A 20,489-nucleotide genomic window follows, 5' to 3' on the forward strand; every position below is an offset into this window, starting at 1 on the left:
TGAAGCGCCTGGGGTGGTCAAGTACAAGAGCGCGATCGGGCTTCTCCTCCGGTTCCGGTCGATCACCGGGTATGCGTTCTGCGCATGGTTCATGGGATGTGGGTGGTAGGTTCGTCGTCATGCGGATGACTCTGGCGGACCGGGTCCGGTCGGCGGTGGCGGCTCTGCTGCACGCCACCGGCGAGTCGCAGACCGGCCTAGCGGCCGCGCTGGGGGTGAGCCAGGCCCAGGTGAGCCGCCGTCAGTCGGGCAGCGCGGCCTGGAGTCTGGACGACTGCGAGGCGGTCGCCGCGCACTTCGGCATCGACGTACTGGACCTGCTGGCCGGGCCCACCCGGGCGTCGGAGTCCCTGCCGGACGCCCGCCGTCGTCCGGCCGGTCGGCGGGTCCTGCCCGCCGCTGTTCCGGGGACGCGGGAGGAGCTGCCGCGATGACGGACTTCGAGGCTATCGACGCGCTGCTCGCCGCGGCCGGGCCGGAGGTCCCCCTGCCGCCGCCGGCCGAGCGCCGGGCGCTGCGGGAGGGGCTGAACCTCTCGCGCGCCCAGCTCGCCCAGGCCCTCGGAGTGAGTCCGTCCACGGTCGGTGGCTGGGAGTCGGGGCGGGACCCCTCGGGCGAGGTCCGCGAGAAGTACGCCTACTTCCTCGAAGGGGCCCGCACCAAGCTGGAGGTCCCGCAGGACGAGGCCGCCGGGGCCGCCGGCGCCCATGCCGCCGATGCGGAGACCGCGCCGGCCACTGCCACGGCCACCGGGACCGGAATCCACACCGGGACCGGGATCGACTCCGGGACCGAGGCCGAGGCCGGAACCTCGGCCGGTGCCCACGAGGGTGCCGCGGACGACGTGGAAGCCCTCGCGGCGCCCGAGCCCTGCGTCCTGTGCGGCGCCCCGGCCCGCCATCAGGTCGCGGGCTTCCCGCAGCACCTGGACCCCACCGAGTGCGGCACACCGACGCCCGCGCCGCGGCCCCCGCGTCCGCAGCCGCGGCCCGCGGCCCCCGTGACGGAGCGGGTCGCACCGGAGCCGCGGTCCGCACCTCCCGTGCGGCCGGGCCGCCCGGGGCGTGGTCCCGGCCCGCACGAGTCCGTACCGGTCGTCCCCGTGGGCCGCCGCGTGCGGGCGGCCTCCGACACCCCCGACCTGATCGGCCGCGCTGTCGCGGCCGCGCTGGCCCAGCACGGGGGCGACCTGGCGGAGGCCACCGCGGCACTGGTCAAGCGGGCCATCCCGGACGCCATGGCCCTGCTGGACGAGACACGCAAGGGCGGGCGCTACGACGTCGTCGCGCACCCCTGGATCCCGGACGTCCTGCGCAAGCAGAGCGCCCGCGGCGCCGACCAGATCTGGGAGGCCCGCCCCAAGTGGGCCCGTCGCGAACTCCCGCCCGGCGCCCACGAGGTGACGGCACTGGACGTCAACGGCGCCTATCTCTCCGCGCTCAAGACCCACCTCCCCATCGGTCAGCTGGAGCACTCCACGGGCTTCGGTCACGACCGCCGCCGGGCCGGGGTCCACCTGATCACCCCGCCGGACTGGGAGCACGACGCCCACCTTCCGAACCCGATCGGCAACCGCGACGAGCCGGGCCCGCTGTGGGTCACGGAACCGACGCTGCGGCTGCTGCTGCGCCTGTCCGGGCCGAAGTACGGTCTGTGCGAACCGCCGCGGATCCACGAGTCGTTCACCTCGGGCGCGACCGAGAACCTCCTGGAGAAGTTCCGGGTCGCGCTCAAGGACGCCCGTGACCGGGCGATCGCCGAGGACGACGAGGTGACGCTGGAGTACGTGAAGGCGATGTACTCCAAGTTCGTCTCCACGATGGGGGAGTCGAACTACAACCGGGAGCTGTACCGCCCCGACTGGATGCACCTCATCCGCTCCCAGGCCTTCGCCAACCTCTGGACGAAGGCGTACAAGGCCTACGAGGAGGGGCTCACGCCCGTCCGCGTGATGGGCACCGACGAGCTGCACGTGATCGGGGACTGGCGGAGTGTCTTCCCGGAGGGCCGGGGAGTGGCCGAGGTGAAGATCAAGGACACGTACACCGTCGGCGAGGACCCCGGTCCGGCCCGGTGACCCGGTAGATTGCGCGCGGAGGAAGGAGGCCTCAGGTGCCTGAGCGCAACATCGAGTTCGGTCTGTACGGCGCCCGGGGCGTCAAGGGCCACGAGGCCGTGGCGCGCCGGCTCGACGCCCTCGCGGGCTACGTCGCCACGCCGATCACGGTGCGCCGCGGGCTGCTCGCCCGGCTGCACTACCTCACCCGCACCGAGCACTCCCGCCGGGCGGCGCGCGAGGCGGGCCTGACGGTCACCGACCGTACGGTCAAGGCGTGGCTCGACGGCAGGCGCGTCCCGTCCGCGGCGAACCTGCACCGGATCGAGACGGCGTACCGGACCGTGCGCCGGCACAACGTCGCCCGCTACCTGCTGGCCCGTCTCAACCGCGAGGGCCGCGGCACGCGGGTGGAGTTCCACCCCCTCAACCAGTCGCAGGTCCCGCGCCCGCGTCAGCGGGTGCTGGAGTACCGCACGCTCAACGTCCGCCACTGGGACCGCATCGTCCGGGCATGGGCCGAGGACGACGAGGCGGCGCTGGAGGACGCCTGGGTCACCGACGCCGTCGTGGACCTCGGCTCCGAGTGGGGCCAGTACGAGTACGTCACGAGCATCGGCTTCGCCGCCTGAGCCCGCTCTCCCTTTCCTACTGCGCCCCGGAACCGAGGCGGTCACCGGTGGACACCGTCGGTGATCGGTGATCGGTGATCGGTGATCGGTGATCGGTGACGCGGTCACCGGTGGCCGATGCCGGCGAGCGCCGGGCATCGCGCCGCGCCCGGTGACGTCCGCGGCGTATGCCGGGAGCCCGGCCGCCGGCCGTCCGGTGTCCGGCCCCCGGCCGGGCGGGGAGCGGGTGGCGGCCCATGGGCCGACAACGCCCTCCTCGACCCGCTTGGCCCGCGCCTCGGAAGGGCACCCGGGAAACCTGCGAAGCAGCTCCCTCTTCCACGAAGGGCACACCATGAGCACCCCCTCCCACTCCCGCCCCGCCGAGGCCTCCGGCACCTTTTCCCTCGGCGGCGACCTGCCGGTCCGCCGCCTCGGCTACGGCGCCATGCAACTGACCGGTCCCGGCATCTGGGGCGAGCCCAAGGACCCCGACGAGGCCGTGCGGGTGCTGCGGCGCGCCGTGGAGCTGGGGGTGAACTTCATCGACACCGCCGACTCCTACGGCCCCTTCGTCAGCGAACAGCTGATCCACAAGGCGCTGCACCCCTACCCGGACGATCTCGTCATCGCCACCAAGGGCGGCCTGACGCGCTCCGGCCCGGACGACTGGCGCCCGGTCGGCCGGCCGGAGTACCTGCGCCAGCAGACCGAGCTGAGCCTGCGCCACCTGGGCCTGGAGCGCATCGACCTCTACCAGCTCCACCGCATCGACCCCAAGGTGCCGCTGGCCGACCAGCTCGGCGAACTGGTGCTCCTGCAGCAGGAGGGGAAGATCCGGCACATCGGCCTGTCCGAGGTGACCGTCGAGCAGATCGGGCAGGCGCGCGAGATCGCGGACATCGTGTCCGTGCAGAACCTGTACAACCTCGCCAACCGTGACGCCGAGGACGTCCTCGACCACGCCGAACGCGAGAACCTGGGGTTCATTCCGTGGTTCCCCATGGCCACCGGTGAGCTCGCCCGCCCCGGCGGCCCGCTCGACAGCGCGGCCAAGCAGCACGGCGCGAGTCCCTCGCAGCTCGCCCTGGCCTGGCTGCTGCGCCGCTCCCCGGTCATGCTCCCCATCCCGGGCACCTCCCGGGTGGCGCACCTGGAGGAGAACATCGCGGCAGCCGAGATCACCCTGACCGACGAGGAGTACACCGCGCTCGCCGAGAGCGTCGGCGCCTGACCTCGGCGTCCGCGTCCCGGTGACCGCCACGCCGATGGGCGGGACCGCGCGGGCGACGGCGCGCCGACCCGCGCCAGGGACCCTCCGCGAACCCGCAGCCCTGGGCCGTCCGCGGTCCACTGCCCCGGCCCGCCGCGGTCCCACCGCCCTGCTCGCCGCCCGCCGCGGTCCCGCGGCCTCCGCGCCGCAGCGCCCGCGGACGGGCCCGCCCGGTGTCCTCGACGTGTCATCGACGAGCGCCACGCGGTGCCCCGAACCCCTGACGAGCGCCTCCCCGGGGGCCTCCGGCGGCTCGGCGGGGCGGGGCCCCAGGGGGCATGGGGGTGACGGTTTGGGTGGGGGGGTGTTAGAAAGGCGAGATGGCAGAGCGTTTTGCCCGGCTTCGGCGTATATCGCTGCGCTCGATGGTGGGGAAGAGTCCGCGGAGCGTTGCCGGGCAGGTCTTCATCTTGCAGGTGGCGTTGGTCGTGCTGCTCGTGGCCTTCGCCGTCTTCGCTCTCGTTCTGCAGTCCCAGCGGGACACCGACTCCGAGGCCAAGCGCCGCTCCATCGCCGTCGCCCAGACCTTCGCGCACTCCCCGGGCGTGACCGCCGCGCTGCGCACCCCGCATCCCACGAAAGTGCTGCAACCGCTGACCGAGGCCGGGCGCAGGGCCGCGGGCGTGGACTTCATCGTCGTCATGGACACCCACGGCATCCGCTACACCCACCCGCTGCCCGACCGGATCGGCAAGCGGTTCGTGGGCACGATCGGGCCGTCGCTGGCGGGGCGGGTCTATACGGAGAGCGTGCACGGTCCGCTCGGACAGGAAGTGCAGGCCACCGTGCCCATCCGCGACGGTTCCGGCAAGGTGGTGGCGCTCGTCTCGGCCGGCCTGAAGGTCAAGAACGTTGCCAATCAGGTGGACCGCCAGATCCCGATCATCCTCGCCGCGGGCGCGGGCGCGCTCGGGGTGGCGACCGGCGTGACGGCCCTGGTCGGCAGGCGGCTGCGCCGGCAGACCCACAGTCTCGACCCGCACGAGATGTCCCGTATGTACGACCATCACGACGCGGTCCTGCACTCGGTCCGTGAGGGTGTGCTCATCATCGGCTGCGACGGACGGCTGCTGCTGGCGAACGACGAGGCCAAACGCCTCCTCCAGCTCCCCGAGGACGCCGAGGGCAGGAACGTCGGGGACCTGACGGGCCTCGAACCGGAGACGGCCGCGCTGCTCACCTCCGGGCGCGAGGCCACCGACGAGGTGCACGTCGCCGGACCCCGGCTGCTGGCCGTCAACCAGCGGCCCACCGGCGGCGACGGGAGCGGCCCCCGCGGATGGGTCGTCACCCTGCGCGACTCCACCGAACTGGAAGCGGTGTCCGGCCGCGCCGAGGTGGCCCGCGAACGCCTCAAACTGCTCTACGACGCCGGACTGGGCATCGGCACCACCCTCGACGTGGCCAGAACCGCCGACGAGCTGGCCCTGGTCGCCGTGCCCCGGTTCGCCGACTTCGTCACCGTGGACCTGGCCGACGCCGTGCTGCACGGCGAGGAGCCGAGCGCCACCGGGACCGCCACCGGGATGCGGCGCATCACGGTGTACGGGATACGGGACGACCACCCGCTCTACGAGAAGGGCCGGCTGATCGACTTCCTGCCGTCCACGCCCCAGGCCCGCGGCTACCGCGCGGGCCGCGCGGTGCTGGTCGGCGACCTGTCGGGCGCCATGGGCTGGCACGCCCAGGACCCCAAGCGCACCGCGGAGATCATCAACTACGGGATCCACTCCCTGATCGTGGCGCCGATCCAGGCCCGCGGTGTCGTCCTGGGCATGGCCAACTTCTACCGCTCCAAGGAGCACGGCCCCTTCGAGGCGGAGGAACTGTCACTGGCCGAGGAGCTGGTCGCCCGCGCCGCGGTCAGCATCGACAACGCCCGCCGGTACACCCGCGAGCACGCCCTGGCGGTCACCCTCCAGCGCAGCCTGCTGCCGCGGGCCCTGCCGGAGCAGACCGCCCTGGAGGTGGGCCACCGCTACCTGCCCGCCCAGTCGGGCGTGAGCGGGGACTGGTTCGACGTGATCCCCCTGCCGGGCAGCCGGGTGGCGCTCGTCGTCGGCGACGTGGTCGGCCACGGCCTGCACGCCGCCGCCACCATGGGCAGGCTGCGGACCGCGGTGCACAACTTCTCCACCCTCGACCTGCCGCCCGACGAACTGCTTCAGCACCTGGACGACCTGGTCGGACGCATCGACCAGGACGAGGACAGCACCCAGATCGCCGCGGCCGTCGTGGGCGCCACCTGCCTGTACGCCGTCTACGACCCCGTGACCCGGCGCTGCGCCATGGCGCGCGCGGGACATCTGGCGCCCGCGCTGGTCGGCCCGGACGGAGAGGCCACCTTCCCCGAACTGCCGGCCGGCCCGCCGCTGGGCCTCGGCGGCATGCCGTTCCAGACCGCCGAACTGGAGCTCGCCGAGGGCACCCAGCTCGTCCTCTACACCGACGGTCTCATCGAGGACCGCAGGCGCGATCTGGACGTGGGCATGGAGATGCTGCGGCGGGCCCTGGCCGGCCACCCGGACCGGCCGCCGGAGGAGAGCTGCCGCGCCGTGCTGGAGGAGCTGCTGCCCGAGCGGCCCCAGGACGACGTGGCCCTGCTGATCGCCCGCACCCGCGGGCTGCCGGCCGACCGGATCGCCGACTGGGACGTGGCGCCGGAGGCGGCCGCCGTCGCCGGAATACGCGCCGAGGCGACCGCCAAGCTCGACGAGTGGGGTCTGACCACGCTCGGCTTCACCATGGAACTGGTGCTGAGCGAGCTGGTGACCAACGCCATCCGGTACGGCTGCGAGCCGATCCATGTGCGGCTGATCTACGACCGTTCCCTGATCTGCGAGGTGTCCGACGGCAGCAGCACCTCGCCGCACCTGCGCTACGCCGCCACGACCGACGAGGGCGGCCGGGGCCTGTTCCTGGTGTCGCAGATGACCGAGCGCTGGGGCACCCGGTACACCCCGCAGGGCAAGGTGATCTGGGCGGAGCAGGCCCTGCCCACGGGCGACGAGGAGCTGAGCCTGCTCGCCTCCGTCCTCGCCGACCCCGACGCCCCCGACGCGGACTCCCTGACGGCCTGACGGCCTGACGGCCTGACGGCCTGACGGCCTGACGGCCTGACGGGAGAATCCGCGAAATCCGCGACGGCCGCGGATTCAGAGGAAGCGGCGGATCGGCAGCACCGCGGCCTCCCGGACCCGCTGACCCAGCGGACGGCGCCGCCAGCGCGTGGGATCGACCGCCTCGCTCCGTTCGAGGTCGTGGTCGAAGTCCCGGTCGAGGGTCGCGGTGAAGTCCTCGTCCAGGACCGCGAGCATGACCTCCTCGTCGTGCTCCATGGACCGCCGGTTGAAGTTGGTGGAGCCGATCAGGGACGCCACCCCGTCCACCGTCATGATCTTCGTGTGGAGCATGGTGGGCTGGTACTGGCGGATGGTGACGCCCGCGTCGAGCAGCGTCTGGTAGTGGTGCTGGCCCGCCAGCTGGCACGCCCGCTGATCGGTGTACGGGCCGGGCAGCAGGATCTCCACCGCCACCCCGCGCCGGGCCGTGGCCGCCAGTAGGTCCACGAAGTAGACGTCGGGGGCGAAGTAGGCCGTGGACAGGCGGAACCGTTCCTGGGCGGAGGTCAGCATCACGCGGATCAGCGTCTGCATGTCCTGCCAGCCGAAGCTGGCCGATCCGCGGACCACCTGGACGGTGGCCCGCCCCGGCTGCTCGTGGTCGGTGAACCGGTCGTGCTCGTCGTAGAGCGTGTCGTGGCACTCGGCCCAGTTCTGCGCGAAGGCGGCGGCGATGCCGTCGACGGCCGGGCCGCGGACCTGGACGTGGGTGTCGCGCCACTCGCCGGGACCGCGGGCGTCCCCGGACCACTCCTCGGCGATGCCGACCCCGCCGGTGAAGGCCATCGACTCGTCGACGATCAGGGCCTTGCGGTGGCAGCGGTGGTTCTGCTTCAGCGGAGACAGTCGCGCCGGCTTGCGGAACCACGCCACCTGCACGCCGGCGGTGTCCATGTCGTCCAGCAGTTCCTGCTCGATCTCCTTCGCGCCGAACCCGTCGAGCAGCAGGCGGACCCGCACTCCCGTTCTGGCCCGCTCGGCGAGTGCCGCCGCGAACTCCCGGGCGATATCGCCGCGCCAGTAGACGAAGGTCATCATGTCCACGGTGTGCCGGGCCGAGCGGATCGCCTCGAGCATCGCGGGGAAGATGGCGTCGCCGTTGCGCAGTGGGACGAGTTCGTTGCCCTCGGTGGCGGCTATGCCGAGGAGCCGTTCCAGGCGTCTTCGCAGGCGCTGCTTGCGGGCGTCGGGGTCGGCCCGCGCCTCCCCGCCGGGCAGGGGTTCGGCGCGCTCGAGAAGCCCGGCGTGTCCGTCGGCCTCCCCGGCGCTCGTGAGATCCGTGGGACGTGGGGACCCCAGGGTCCTGGGGTCGTCCGCGGTCTTCGTGTCTTCCGCCGCCGGTCGCATGTTCCGCCTCCCGCTGTACGTGCCTGTGGTGCTGGCTCGCGTACGTATACCAGGCATCCCCCTACCGCAATCCTCACGAATAATCCGCAGAACCCGGCTTCCGCGCCCGGTGCGCCGCCACTGCCACGGGCACCGCACGCGCGGCGGCGGTACGAGCCCCCGGGAGAGGCCCGTACCGCCGCCGAACGGCGCCGTGCGATGCGCCGCGGAATCAGACGGCGGGCTCGGCGGCCTGCGACGCCCGCGCGCTCTCCACCCCTGTGTGCTCCGCCCCGCGCGGCAGGGTCAGCACGGCCAGGAAGCCGAGGACCGCGACCGTGGCGAAGAAGTAGAAGCCCCACGGGTGGCCGATCCCGGCGGCGACCAGGGCGCCGGTGATCGTCGGGCCGACGATCGAGCCGATCCGGCCGATGCCCGAGGCCGACCCGAGGGCGGTGCCGCGGACGGAGGCCGGGTAGTAGTTGGTGACGTAGGCGTACACGAGCACCTGGGCCGAGAAGACGAACACGCCGGTGAGGAAGACGACCACGTCGAGCACGAGGTCGCTGTCCATCTTGATGCTCAGGGTCGCCAGCATCGCCACTGCGACCGCGAACCAGCAGAGCGTGGTGCCCTTGATGCCGCGCCGGTCGGCGACGAACCCGCCGAGGATCAGGCCGACGACGCCGCCGAAGTTGAGCACGAGGAGCTGGGTGACCGCGGTCGGGACGGGGTAGCCGGCGTCGTTCATCAGCTTGGGCAGCCAGGTGTTGAGGCCGTACACCAGCAGCAGCCCCATGAAGGAGGCGACCCAGATCCCGATGCCCGCGCGCAGGTAGGCCGGCTTGAGCAGCTCGGTGAACGGGACGCGCGGCGAGTCGGCCGCGCCCTTGGCGCTGACGAACGCCTCGGACTCGGGCAGGCGGAACCACTGGACGGCGGCGACGACCAGGCCGACGACGCCCAGGACGTAGAAGAGGATCTGCCAGTGGTCGGTCACCTGCAGCGCCAGGAGCGAGGTGATGACCGCGCCGGTGTGGTAGCCGGTCATCGTCAGCGTGCTGGCCCGGGCCCGTCTGGCGGCCGGCATGTGCTCGGCCATCATCGTGAGCGACACCGGCATGCAGGCGCCCAGGCCCACACCCGCGATGAGGCGGAGCACGGCGAACATCGTGACGGAGCCGGCCAGCGGCACCAGGAGGGTGAAGAGCGAGAACAGCACCACCGACCCGATGAGCAGGATCCGCCGGCCCAGCCGGTCGGCCAGCGGGCCGACGCAGACCGCGCCGATGGCCACGCCGACGAGCGAGAGCGTCGCGACGGTGGTGGCGTCGGCGGCGGTCATGCCGAGATGGTGGGTCTTGAGCAGGGTCGGGATGATGGCGCCGAGGACGACGAGGTCGTAGCCCTCCAGCAGGACGGTGATCCAGCACAGGACCACCGTCCAGGCGTTGCGGCCGGCGGTGCCGGTCTGCGCCGGGGTGGTGGACGGGACAGCGGGTGCCATGAGATTCCCCCCAGGGACGGGAGAGCGGGGGTGACATCACCCCCGGGGACGGGTGCGACGGGGTGCGGATGAACCGGGGTGGAGTCCACCCCGGGACGGATGGGTGCGCGGGCCGGCCGCGAGAGCGGGGGCGGCGCGCCGGAGCGTGGGCGCGGCGGACACGCCGGACGCGGGGTAAGGGGGTCAGAAGGGGTAGTCGGCGATGTCCGGGCGGACCGTGACCCACTGGGTCTCGGTGAAGGCCTCGGCGTTGGCCGCGGCACCGCCGAAACGGGACCCGGTGCCGGAGGCCTTGACCCCGCCGAAGGGCGCGTTCGGCTCGTCGGCGACGGTCTGCTCGTTGATGTGGACCTTGCCGGAGTCGATCCGGTCGGCGAGCTTCATCGCCGTACCGACGTCCCCGAGGATGCCCACGGACAGGCCGTACTCGCAGTCGTTGACGATCCGCGCGGCCTCCTCCAGCGTCGAGAAGCCGATGACGGGCGCCACCGGGCCGAAGATCTCCTCGCGCCAGGCCGGCATGTCCGTCGTCAGCCCGGCCAGCACGGTGGCGCGGTAGCCGGCGCCGACGACCTCGCCGCCCGCGGCGACGGTCGCGCCCGCCGCGACGCTCTCCGTGACGATGCCGTGCACCCGCTCCAGCTGGCGCCGGTCGATGAGCGGGCCCAGCGCCACGTCCTCGCGGGCGGGGTCGCCCACCGGCAGCGCCTCGGCCTTCGCGGCGAGCGCGGCCGTGTACTCCTCCAGCAGCGACTCGTGGACGATGTGCCGCCCGGTCGTCATGCAGATCTGGCCCTGGTGCAGATAGGACCCGAACGCGCCGGCCGAGGCCGCCTTGGCCACGTCGGCACCCGGCAGCACCACCAGGGCGTTGTTGCCTCCCAGTTCGAGGTGCGCCCGCTTGAGCAGACGTCCCGCCTGCTCGCCGATCGCCCGCCCGACCGGGGTGGAGCCGGTGAAGGAGACGACCCGGACCTCGGGCGCCTCGATCACCTCCCGCCCCACCGCGCCGTCGCCCGGCAGCACGTGGAGGACACCGGCCGGCAGCCCGGCCTCCTCGAAGACGCGCGCGATGACGACACCGCCGCTCACGGCGGTCCGCGGGTCCGGCTTGAGCAGCACCGCGTTGCCCAGGGCGAGCGCGGGCGCCACCGAGCGCAGGCCGAGGATCAGCGGGAAGTTGAAGGGCGCGATCACGCTCACGACACCGGCGGGGCGGCGGCGGGCGAACGACCAGCGGGCCTCCTCCGAGGCCAGCACCTCGCCCTGGGGATGGGTGGGCAGCGCCGCGCACTCGAAGCACTCGCCCACGGCGAGCTGCACCTCGAAGCCCGCCTTGGCCCGCACCGAGCCGGCCTCGCGGACCAGCCAGTCGGCTATCGCGTCGCCGTGCTCGGTGAGGAGCTCGCCCGCGCGCCGCAGCACGGCGGCCCGCCGCTGCGGCGCGGTGGCGGCCCACGCGCGCTGGGCCTCGGCGGCACGGGCGGCGGCGCGACGCACGTCCTCGGCCGAGGCCAGGCCCACGGTGGCGAGCCGGTCACCGGTCGCGGGTTCGACCACCGGGTGCTCCAGGGCGGAGTCCGCCCAGCCGTCGCTGTAGAACTTCCTGCCCCAGACCTCGTTGTCCAGGAGTGTCATCGGATCGCCTTTCTGCGGTTGCGGGAGCGGGAGCGCCGGGGGTTCAGGAGGGTGTCGTGAGCGCCGTGTCCACCTGGATCAGCCGCGGGTGACCGGGGTTGTCGGAGAGGACGGCCCGCAGCTTCTCGGCCCCGGTGACGTGCACGGCCCGGACGCCGTAGCCCTCCGCGATGCGGGTGAAGTCCAGGCCGGGGATGTCCAGGCCGGGCGCGTCCGGCACGCCGAGCAGGCCGCCGAACCAGCGCAGCGCCCCGTACGTTCCGTTGCGCAGCAGTACGACGGTGAGCGGGACGCGCTGCTGGGCCGCTGTCCACAGGGCGGTGATGCCGTAGTTGGCCGAGCCGTCCCCGATCACGCCGACGACCGGCCGGCCGGGCTGGGCCATCGCGACCCCGACCGCGCCGGGCAGGCCGAACCCGAGCCCGCCCGCCGCCGGGAAGTAGTAGGAGCCGGGCCGGCGCAGGTCCATCTGGCGCCACCACGACGCGTTGGTCGAGGTCGACTCGACCACGTACGCGGTGTCCCCGGGCAGCTCGTCGCGCAGCGCGGCGAAGACCTGCTCGGGGTGCAGGCGCGGCCCGTCCGCGGCGGGCGGCTCGGGCACGGGCCGGTACGGGTCCGGGTCCCGGGGTGCCTCGGGTTCGTCGAGCACCTTCACCAGCAGTTCGACGACCGCTCCGGGATCGGCGACCAGCGCCTCGCCCATGGGAGCCCGCGCGGCGGCGGAGGCGTCCTCGGTCACCTGGATCAGCCGGGTGCCCTCCGGCAGGTACCGGCCGGGGAGGTGCTCGTGGTAACGGAACACCGGCGCGCCGAGGACCAGGACGAGGTCGTGGCCCTCGAAGGCGGCACTGACGGGCGCGATCCCGGCGGGCAGCACCCCGCGGAACTGCGGGTGGCGGTTGGGGAAGGGCAGCCGGAACAGCGACGGCGCCGCCCACACCGGAGCGCCCAGCCGCTCCGCCAGCCGTACGGCCTCGTCGAAGTGGCCGCCGGAGTCGATGTCGCCGCCCAGCACGAGCGCGGGCCGCCGGGCCGAGGTGACCTGCTCGACCAGCCAACGGGCCTGCTCCCCGCCGGGCGCACCGGCGCGCCGCACCCGCCGGTCCAGCACCGCGAGGCTGTTCTCCCCGGCCTCGGCGTCCCAGTCGTCGTACGGGACGGACAGGTACGTGGGCCGCCGTTGCAGCCGCGCCTCGAAGACGGCCTGCGCCAGGGCGCGCGGCACGTCCTCGGCACAGGCCGGCTCCGCGGCCCAGCCGACCAGGGGCTTCATCAGCGCCGGCGCGTCGACGTTGGCGAGGTTCGCCTCCGGGCCCACGGCGGAGCGCACCTGCTGGCCCGCCACCACCACGAGCGGGGTGCGGGAGGCCACGGCGTTCGTCAGCGCGCCCATCGCGTTCCCGGAGCCGGAGGCGGCGTGCAGGTTGACCAGCACGGGCCGGCCGGTCGCCTGGGCGTACCCGTCCGCCATGCCGAGCACCGCGCCCTCGTGCAGCCCGAGGACGTAGCGGAAGCCGTCGGGCAGGTCGGCGAGGAAGGGCAGCTCGTTGGAACCTGGGTTCCCGAAGACGGTGGTGAGCCCCTGGCGCTCCAGGAACTCGTGGGAGACACGACGCACGGATGGCACGGCGTTCCTTTCCGTTGTGACGCCGGACACGCTAGGCAGGCCGCCACATGGACACCAATAGATGTTCCGGCCTGCCGATATAGACTCCGTCTATATGAGGAACTTCGACCTCAATCTCGCGCGTGTCTTCGTGCTGCTCTACGAGACCGGAAGCGTCACCGCCACCGCCGAGACGCTGCACGTCACCCAGCCCACCGTCAGCTACAGCCTGGCCAAGCTGCGGCGGCACTTCGACGACGAGCTGTTCCGGCGCAGCGGCCACGGGCTGACCCCGACCGCCGGGGCCCGCCGGCTGTACGAGCCGCTGCAGCGTGCCCTGGCGGACATCGACGGGGCCTTCCGCCAGGCCGACGACTTCGACCCCGCCGTCATGCCGGGCCGCTTCACCCTCGCCCTGTCCGACCTGGGGGAGGCGACCCTGCTGCCGCGCCTGCTGGCCGCGGCCCGCGAGCGCGCGCCGCGGGTGTCGTTCACGGTCCGTCCCCTCGACGTGGACGACGCCGAGCAGCAACTGCGCCGCGGGGATCTCGACGCGTTCGTGGCCACCCCGGTGCTGACCTCCCACCGGACCGTGCGGATCCCGCTCTTCAACGAGCGCTACGTGGGCATGGTCGCCGCCGACCACCCGCGCGTGCGGGGCGAGGCGGTCACGCTGGCGGAGCTGGCGGCCGAGCACCACGCCACCGTCTTCGGCCCCAGCGGGCACGTGGTGCCGCGTGCCGTGCTGGCCGCGCACGGGCTCCTGGACCGCGTGGCGCTGGACGCGACCCGCTTCTCCCTGCTCCCCTACCTGCTGGAGCAGACGGACCTGATCGCCATCGTCCCCGAGTTCGTCGGCGAGGTCTTCACCGCCTCCCACCGCCTCCGCCTGGTGCGGCTGCCGTTCGAGACCGAACCGATCGAGGTCGCCCTCTACGCCCGGCACGAGTCCTCGCGCACCCCCTCGCAGCGGTGGCTGGTCCAGTTCATGGCCGAGGTCCTGGGCGAGCGGGTCAGCCCGGCCCAACTGCCGCCGTACGCCGCCCAGTAGCCGCGGACCCGCGGCCGCGCACCGCCTCGCGCTCCCGGATCGGCTCGCGCGCCCCGGACCGGGACCACCTACCCCGGAGCCCGGGCCGCGGCGGGCGCGGAATTCCGGCCCGGGCGCGAACGTTTCCACCGACATGACGGATTCATCCCCTGGCGGCCCGCACTCCGCGCCCGACCGGGAACCGGCGCGGGAGCTGCTGGCGGCCGAACGCGTCGACACGCTCGCCCGGATCGCCGCGCTGAGCCGGGAGTTCGACGGGATCGTCGAGGCGAACGCACTCGTGGCGATCGACGACGAGCACGACCCGGAGGGGGCGAGCACCGCCTTCGAGCGAGCGCATGTCGCCGCCCTGCTGGCGCAGAGCCGTGAGCACCTGACCGAACTGGACCGCGCCCTGGAGCGCCTGGACCGGGGCGAGTACGGGCGGTGTGCCGGGTGCGGCGAGCCGATCCCCGCCGCGCGGCTCGAAGTCCGCCCGGCGGCGACCACCTGCGTGCGCTGTGCCGCCGCGGCACCCCGCTGACGGGGGTCCGGACTCCGGCGGGACGGAGGCTCAGTAGCGCTGGGCCTTGGCCAGGTAGGCGGTCAGCCTGGGCTCGGCCGGTGCGCGGCTGAACGCGATGGGCTGCTCCTTCCGCCCGGGCTCGAGGTTCTCCGCGCCGACGAAACGGGTCTCGACGACATGGCCGGACGGGTCCTTGAAATCGACCTGCACGGCGTACGACGCCTTGTGGCCGGTCTTGTTGGTGATGGTGACCAGCACGGCGAGCACGCCGCCCGTGCGCTCCTTCGGCAGCCCCTGCATGGACACCTCGGAGAGCGCGTTGCCGCGGCCCGGCACGTTCTTGAGCTGCCGCTGCGCCGTCGCCGCCGCCCGGACGGTGTCCGCCGACACCGACGCCTCGAACTCCGAGGCGCGGGCCGACGCCGACGAGGCGGCGGCCGAGGCCGAGGCCCGCGCGGAGGCGGCGGCGGACGCGGCGGACGAGGCCAGCGCCGACGGCGGCGTGCCCGAGAACGAGGCGGTGTCCGGGGAGGCCGGCGTCGAGCGGGCCGGGGTCCCGGTGCCCGAGCCGCCGCCGCATCCGGCCAGCACCCCCCACGCCACGACGCAGAGCAGGACGGCCACGGCCGGCCGGGGGATCGGCCCGCGACCGCGCGGACGGAAGGAGCGGGGCATCGCGACATCCTCTGATCCGGGAGCACCTGCGCCCATCATCGAGCGGGCGTCCCCGGGGCGCGATCCGGCCCGGGCATCCGGGTCAAACGGAAAACGAACGAGGGGATGGGGGCGGCGGCCGGATGTGCGGCGCCCGAAGGCGGCCCAGGACGCTGATCGACGACGCGTCCCGGGCCGTCCCGGCGGGCTGCGCGTAGTACCGGGAAGAACCGGGGTTCTCCGCGCCGGCCGGGGGCGCTGTCCCCGGCCGCGCGGAGGGAGCCGGCCGGCCAAGCGCCCGGCCGGCTCCCTCCCGGGGTGACGCGTCCCGCACGGCCCACTCGCATACAGCCGTGGTGAGGAGGAAAAATGACACGGCGAGCGAAGGATCGACCGAGCGGAGGAACGGACCCATGCCGCACGAGCGAGCGGGCGAACCGGCCGGACCCGAGGACCTGGTGGACGTCGCCCGGCTGGTCACCGCGTACTACACCCTGCACCCCGACCCGGCCGACCCGGGACAGCGGGTGGCGTTCGGGACGTCCGGGCACCGCGGGTCCTCGTTGGCGAGCGCGTTCAACGAGGACCACATCGCCGCCACCAGCCAGGCCATCTGTGAGTACCGCGCAGGTCAGGGCGTCGACGGCCCCCTCTTCCTGGGCGCCGACAGCCACGCCCTGTCCGAGCCGGCGAAGGCCACCGCCCTGGAGGTCCTCGCGGCCAACGGCGTCACGGTGCTGATCGACGGCGAGGACGGCTACACCCCCACCCCGGCGGTCTCCCACGCCATCCTCACCCACAACCGTGGCCGCACCACCGGTCTCGCGGACGGGGTCGTGGTGACCCCCTCGCACAACCCGCCCGCCGACGGCGGCTTCAAGTACAACCCGCCGAGCGGTGGGCCGGCGCCCTCCGAGGCGACCTCCTGGATCCAGGACCGCGCCAACAAGATCATCGAGGGGGGCCTGAAGGAGGTGCGGCGCGTTCCCTACGCGAGCGCGCTCGCCGCCGCCACGACCGAGCGGTACGACTTCCTCGGCACCTACGTCGCCGACCTGCCCGGCGTGCTGGACCTCGACGCGATCCGGGCGGCCGGCGTGCGCATCGGCGCCGACCCGCTGGGCGGGGCGTCCGTCGCCTACTGGGGCCGCATCGCCGAGCAGCACGGCATCGACCTGACGGTGGTGAACCCGCACACCGACCCGACCTGGCGGTTCATGACCCTGGACTGGGACGGCCAGATCCGCATGGACTGCTCGTCGCCGTACGCGATGGCCTCGCTCATCGGGCAGCGCGACCGCTTCCGCATCGCCACGGGCAACGACGCCGACGCCGACCGGCACGGCATCGTGACGCCCGACGCGGGCCTGATGAACCCCAACCACTACCTGGCCGTCGCCATCTCCTACCTCTACACGCACCGCGGGCAGTGGCCCGCCGGCGCGGGCATCGGCAAGACCCTGGTGTCGTCCGGCATGATCGACCGCGTCGCCGCCGACCTCGGCCGCGAACTGGTCGAGGTCCCGGTGGGATTCAAGTGGTTCGTGGACGGACTGGCCGGCGGCACCATCGGCTTCGGCGGTGAGGAGTCGGCCGGCGCCTCCTTCCTGCGCCGGGACGGGTCGGTGTGGACGACCGACAAGGACGGCATCCTGCTGGCCCTGCTCGCCTCCGAGATCACGGCCGTCACCGGCAGGACACCGTCGGAGCACTACGCCGACCTCACCGCGCGCTTCGGCGACCCCGCCTACGCCCGTATCGACGCCCCGGCCACCCGCGAGGAGAAGGCCCTGCTCGGCAGGCTCTCTCCCGCGCAGGTCACCGCCACGGAACTGGCCGGGGACGAGGTCACCGCCGTGCTCACCGAGGCGCCGGGCAACGGCGCCCCCATCGGCGGCATCAAGGTGACCACCGCCGACGCCTGGTTCGCCGCCCGCCCCTCGGGCACTGAGGACGTCTACAAGATCTACGCCGAGTCCTTCCGCGGACCCGACCACCTCGCCCGGGTGCAGGAGGAGGCCAGGGCGGTGGTCATGACGGCCCTGGGCGGCTGACCGCCCGGCGCCGGTGTCAGCCCTCGCCGTGGGCCAGCCACAGGTCGGGGCCGAACACCTCGTAGCGGACGCGCCGGGCGGGGACGCCGGCGTGCAGCAGCTGGGTGCGCACGGCGCGCATGAACGGCAGTGAACCGCAGAGGTAGACATCGGCGTCGGCGGGCAGGTCCAGGCCGGCGACGTCCATCAGTCCGTCACGGGCGCCCGGCTCGTCGGCGGCGTCCTGCTCGTACCAGAACCACGCGGCGGCGTCCGGGAGTTCGCCGACGAGGCGGCGCGTCTCCGCGCGCAGCGCGTGGTCGGCGGGGGAGCGGTCGGCGTGCAGGAAGCGGACCGGCCGGGCGGAGCCGGTCGCCGCGAGCTGCTCCAGCATGCCGACCATCGGGGTGCAGCCGATGCCCGCCGAGACGAGCAGGAGCGGGCGGTCGGAGTCGGTGAGGACCACGTCGCCGAACGGCGCCGACAAGGTGAGTTCGTCCCCTGCCCGGACCGTGCGGTGCAGCCGGCTCGACACCTCGCCCTCCGGCGCGTCCGCCACGCCCGCGACCCGCTTCACGGTGATGCGGCGCAACCGGTCGCCGGGGGCGTTGGACAGGCTGTACTGGCGGGTCTGGCGGACACCGTCGGGCATGGCCACCCGGACACTGACGTACTGCCCGGCACGGGCCGGCGGCAGCGGCGCGTCGTCGGCGGGGCGCAGGAGGAACGAGGCCGTGTCGGGGGTCTCCTCCCGCCGCTCCACCACCGTCCACTGGCGCCACGGGCTGCGGGGATCGACGCCCGCCTCCTGGTAGAGACGGGCCTCCTGGGCGATGAGAGCTCCGGCCATCAGCCAGTACACCTCGTCCCACGCGGCCGCCACCTCCGGCGTGACCGCCTCGCCCAGCACGTCCCCGATGGCCCGGAACAGGTACTTGTGGACGATCGTGTACTGGTCCTCGGTCACCCCGAGCGCGGCGTGCTTGTGCGCGATCCGCGCCAGCAGCGCGTCCGGCCGTGCGTCGGGATCGGCCAGCAGCGCCTGGGCGAAGTACGCGATGGACCCGGCCAGCGCCTTGCGCTGCTCTCCGCTGGCCTGGTTGCCCCGGTTGAACAGGCCGTCCAGCAGCTGGGGCTGATCGGCGAACATGGTGCCGTAGAACCGCGTGGTGATCTCGTCCAGGGCGCCGCCGACGGCGGGCAGGGTGGCGCGGATGACGTCGGCCGACTCGGGCGAAAGCATGACACTCCTTCGTGGTGCGGGCGGGTGCGGGACGGCGCCCGCACCGCCACGGGACGAGTGCTGGGGCCGACGAGCCCGACGATCGTCCCGTCGGCAGCGGCACGTGCCATAGGGCCGAACATCCCCCCGGGTGGGGCCCATCGGGCCGGTGCGGGGACCGGGCGGGTCGTGGAGCTCCGCGGCGAGCGGTGCGGAGACACGTGGGGCAGGACGGCCCCACGGTGATCGGCGCGACCTGTGTGTACGCCGTCCGGGCGGACGGGGACTGTTCCTGGTCGCCCAGGTCGCCCGGCGATGGGGCACCCGGTACACCCCCACGGGCAGGACGATCCGGGCCGAGCAGCAGCTGCCGCCCGCGCCCACCCGGCCCGCCGGGACGGCGCCCGGGGAGTGACCGTTCCCCGTGGCACGCGCCGTCCGCCGGGCTCGCCGCCAACTCATGGGCGTGAAGGGTGTTTGCGGACGCGGTGAAGGGCAACGCGATGTCCATGAGTGAACCGAACAGCGGAACCAACGAGAAGACCGGCGCCAAGCGGACCGCGGCCAAGGCCCGGCAGACCGCCGACAAGGCGACCGCCCCGGCCTCGCGGGCCGCGAACAGCGCCGCGGGGAAGGCGGGTGACGTCGCGTCAGCCGCCAAGAACGGCGCGGGACGGGCGGCCGAGGTGGCCAACGGCGCCGTGCAGAGCGCGGCCCAGGGCGTCGAGAAGGGCCGTCAGGTGGTCATCGCCACCTCCGGTCAGGTCGCGGCCACCGCGAAGACGGCCTGGACGGTGATCGCCCAGCGCAAGCTGATCGCCGCGGGCGTCGGTGCCGGTGTGGCCGCCTTCGGCGCCGCGACCTACGCGGTGGGCCACCGTGCGGGGCGCCGCGTGCACGGTCCCATCACCCGGCTCACCGGTGGGCGGATCTGACGTCCGGGACGGGGGGTCCACCCGGTCCGTCGCACACCGCGAAGGCCCGTGCGGGCCACAGGGGCCGAAGAGGCAGGGCGCGCAGAGGCCGGCCGGTCGTCACCGGCCGGCCTCTCGGCCTGCGCGGGACAGGGCGCCCTGGGCGACGCCGCCGCCCCCGACGGTGATCTCCGTCTTCATGCCGAGGCCCTTGTGCCCGTCCACCGGGCAGTACAGCTCGTAGGAGCCGTCCTTGAGGGTGATCGTGAGCCGCGCCGACCGGCCGGGCTCGACCCCGTGCGCCAGGTGGGCGTCGCCGCCCCCGCCCTCGATCTCCAGGGAGTGCAGGGTGTGCCCGTCGTTCTCGGCCACGAAGGTGTAGGCACCGGGCCTGAACGCCGTCGTCGACAAGGCCAGCCGGTACTCGGTCATCCGCACCGTCACCGTCGTGCCCGCCGCCGCTCCGCCGCCCGCCGGGGCCGGAGCCGGCCCCGCGCCGACGCCGCCCGCTCCCGGGCCCCCGCACGCCGCCAGCACCGCGCCCAGGGCCACCGCGCCCGCCCCGGCCGCCGTACCGCCGCGGCTCAACCGTCCTGCCATGGCCCGACCTCCTCGCCTCCCGCGGCCCGCCCGCTCCAGGTCCGGGGACACGCCGCGTGCGCTCCGTACGGAAGCGCTCTGCACGCTGTACGGCCGAGAGCCGACCGGGGATTCCTCCCTTCTCCCGTGAAACGCCATCCGATCGGCGCCGTGCGCCGTATGTGAATACGAGAGATGTTCCAGGAGGCACACGATGGCGATCTTCAGCGATCTCTTCCCTGCCAGACACCGTGATCACGACGACGAAAGGACCTCCAGGCACCACGACGACACCTCGACCGGGAGGCGCCGTCACCACCGCCGCCGTCACCACCACGGCGACGGGAACCACGAGTTCTACGACCACTACTGAGGGCCAGGCGGACCGG

At 73.6% G+C, this 20,489-nt stretch carries 17 protein-coding genes; 10 read left to right on the plus strand and 7 right to left on the minus strand.

The window, feature by feature from the left end:
• Nucleotides 1–119 precede the first annotated feature (119 nt).
• From ACIQ9G_RS29195 to ACIQ9G_RS29215, 5 genes are all read left to right on the plus strand, one after another.
• A complete protein-coding gene (locus ACIQ9G_RS29195) occupies nt 120–434 on the plus strand; it encodes a helix-turn-helix domain-containing protein (RefSeq protein WP_403615347.1) in 315 nt (104 codons plus the stop codon).
• On the plus strand, nt 431–2,077 hold the full coding sequence (locus ACIQ9G_RS29200) for a helix-turn-helix domain-containing protein (protein WP_403615349.1): 1,647 nt from the start codon (nt 431–433) through the stop codon (nt 2,075–2,077). The genes ACIQ9G_RS29195 and ACIQ9G_RS29200 overlap by 4 nt, the downstream gene beginning before the upstream one ends.
• Before the next feature lie 35 nt (nt 2,078–2,112).
• On the plus strand, nt 2,113–2,688 hold the full coding sequence (locus ACIQ9G_RS29205; RefSeq protein WP_403615352.1) for a transcriptional regulator: 576 nt from the start codon (nt 2,113–2,115) through the stop codon (nt 2,686–2,688).
• Nucleotides 2,689–3,022: 334 nt separating this feature from the next.
• A complete protein-coding gene (locus tag ACIQ9G_RS29210; protein ID WP_403615354.1) occupies nt 3,023–3,901 on the plus strand; it encodes an aldo/keto reductase in 879 nt (292 codons plus the stop codon).
• Nucleotides 3,902–4,305: 404 nt separating this feature from the next.
• Nucleotides 4,306–7,020, plus strand: a complete 2,715-nt coding sequence (locus ACIQ9G_RS29215; RefSeq protein WP_403615875.1) for a SpoIIE family protein phosphatase — start codon at nt 4,306–4,308, stop codon at nt 7,018–7,020.
• A 75-nt stretch (nt 7,021–7,095) separates the two neighbouring features.
• Here ACIQ9G_RS29215 and ACIQ9G_RS29220 read toward each other — a convergent pair whose 3' ends face one another.
• The 4 genes from ACIQ9G_RS29220 to mdlC form a co-directional block, all read right to left on the minus strand.
• Nucleotides 7,096–8,409, minus strand: coding sequence for a phosphatidylserine/phosphatidylglycerophosphate/cardiolipin synthase family protein (locus ACIQ9G_RS29220; RefSeq protein ID WP_403615357.1), 1,314 nt, complete (start codon nt 8,407–8,409; stop codon nt 7,096–7,098).
• Nucleotides 8,410–8,620: 211 nt separating this feature from the next.
• Nucleotides 8,621–9,895, minus strand: a complete 1,275-nt coding sequence (locus tag ACIQ9G_RS29225) for an MFS transporter (RefSeq protein ID WP_403615359.1) — start codon at nt 9,893–9,895, stop codon at nt 8,621–8,623.
• A 183-nt stretch (nt 9,896–10,078) separates the two neighbouring features.
• Nucleotides 10,079–11,533, minus strand: a complete 1,455-nt coding sequence (locus tag ACIQ9G_RS29230; RefSeq protein ID WP_403615361.1) for a benzaldehyde dehydrogenase — start codon at nt 11,531–11,533, stop codon at nt 10,079–10,081.
• A gap of 43 nt (nt 11,534–11,576) precedes the next feature.
• A complete protein-coding gene (gene mdlC, locus ACIQ9G_RS29235; RefSeq protein WP_403615364.1) occupies nt 11,577–13,163 on the minus strand; it encodes a benzoylformate decarboxylase in 1,587 nt (528 codons plus the stop codon).
• A gap of 94 nt (nt 13,164–13,257) precedes the next feature.
• Here mdlC and ACIQ9G_RS29240 point away from each other — a divergent pair, with 94 nt between their 5' ends.
• Both ACIQ9G_RS29240 and ACIQ9G_RS29245 read left to right on the plus strand, forming a co-directional pair.
• Nucleotides 13,258–14,193 (plus strand): LysR family transcriptional regulator, encoded by a 936-nt coding sequence (locus ACIQ9G_RS29240; protein ID WP_403615367.1) that lies wholly within the window; start codon nt 13,258–13,260, stop codon nt 14,191–14,193.
• A 133-nt stretch (nt 14,194–14,326) separates the two neighbouring features.
• The gene (locus tag ACIQ9G_RS29245) at nt 14,327–14,716 is read left to right on the plus strand and encodes a TraR/DksA family transcriptional regulator (RefSeq protein ID WP_403615369.1); all 390 of its coding nucleotides are present in this window, start codon (nt 14,327–14,329) and stop codon (nt 14,714–14,716) included.
• A gap of 30 nt (nt 14,717–14,746) precedes the next feature.
• Here the strand turns inward: ACIQ9G_RS29245 and ACIQ9G_RS29250 are convergent, their stop codons facing one another.
• On the minus strand, nt 14,747–15,373 hold the full coding sequence (locus tag ACIQ9G_RS29250) for a hypothetical protein (protein ID WP_403615372.1): 627 nt from the start codon (nt 15,371–15,373) through the stop codon (nt 14,747–14,749).
• Nucleotides 15,374–15,765: 392 nt separating this feature from the next.
• Between ACIQ9G_RS29250 and pgm the strand changes: the two genes are divergently transcribed.
• Nucleotides 15,766–17,406 carry a phosphoglucomutase (alpha-D-glucose-1,6-bisphosphate-dependent) gene (gene pgm / locus ACIQ9G_RS29255; protein WP_403615374.1) on the plus strand — a complete coding sequence of 547 codons (1,641 nt, stop codon included), beginning with the start codon at nt 15,766–15,768 and terminating at the stop codon, nt 17,404–17,406.
• 16 nt (nt 17,407–17,422) lie between these two features.
• On the opposite strand, the gene ACIQ9G_RS29260 is transcribed toward pgm, so the two are convergent.
• Nucleotides 17,423–18,628, minus strand: a complete 1,206-nt coding sequence (locus ACIQ9G_RS29260; protein WP_403615376.1) for a globin domain-containing protein — start codon at nt 18,626–18,628, stop codon at nt 17,423–17,425.
• Nucleotides 18,629–19,110: 482 nt separating this feature from the next.
• Between ACIQ9G_RS29260 and ACIQ9G_RS29265 the strand changes: the two genes are divergently transcribed.
• Nucleotides 19,111–19,542 (plus strand): hypothetical protein, encoded by a 432-nt coding sequence (locus tag ACIQ9G_RS29265; RefSeq protein ID WP_403615378.1) that lies wholly within the window; start codon nt 19,111–19,113, stop codon nt 19,540–19,542.
• 99 nt (nt 19,543–19,641) lie between these two features.
• On the opposite strand, the gene ACIQ9G_RS29270 is transcribed toward ACIQ9G_RS29265, so the two are convergent.
• On the minus strand, nt 19,642–20,121 hold the full coding sequence (locus tag ACIQ9G_RS29270) for a copper-binding protein (RefSeq protein ID WP_403615381.1): 480 nt from the start codon (nt 20,119–20,121) through the stop codon (nt 19,642–19,644).
• A 193-nt stretch (nt 20,122–20,314) separates the two neighbouring features.
• Between ACIQ9G_RS29270 and ACIQ9G_RS29275 the strand changes: the two genes are divergently transcribed.
• Complete coding sequence (locus ACIQ9G_RS29275) at nt 20,315–20,473, plus strand: hypothetical protein (protein ID WP_403615384.1); 159 nt, start codon at nt 20,315–20,317, stop codon at nt 20,471–20,473.
• Nucleotides 20,474–20,489: the final 16 nt, after the last annotated feature.

Origin of the sequence: Streptomyces sp. NPDC096152 (assembly GCF_044763235.1) — a bacterium.
GTDB lineage: Bacteria > Actinomycetota > Actinomycetes > Streptomycetales > Streptomycetaceae > Streptomyces.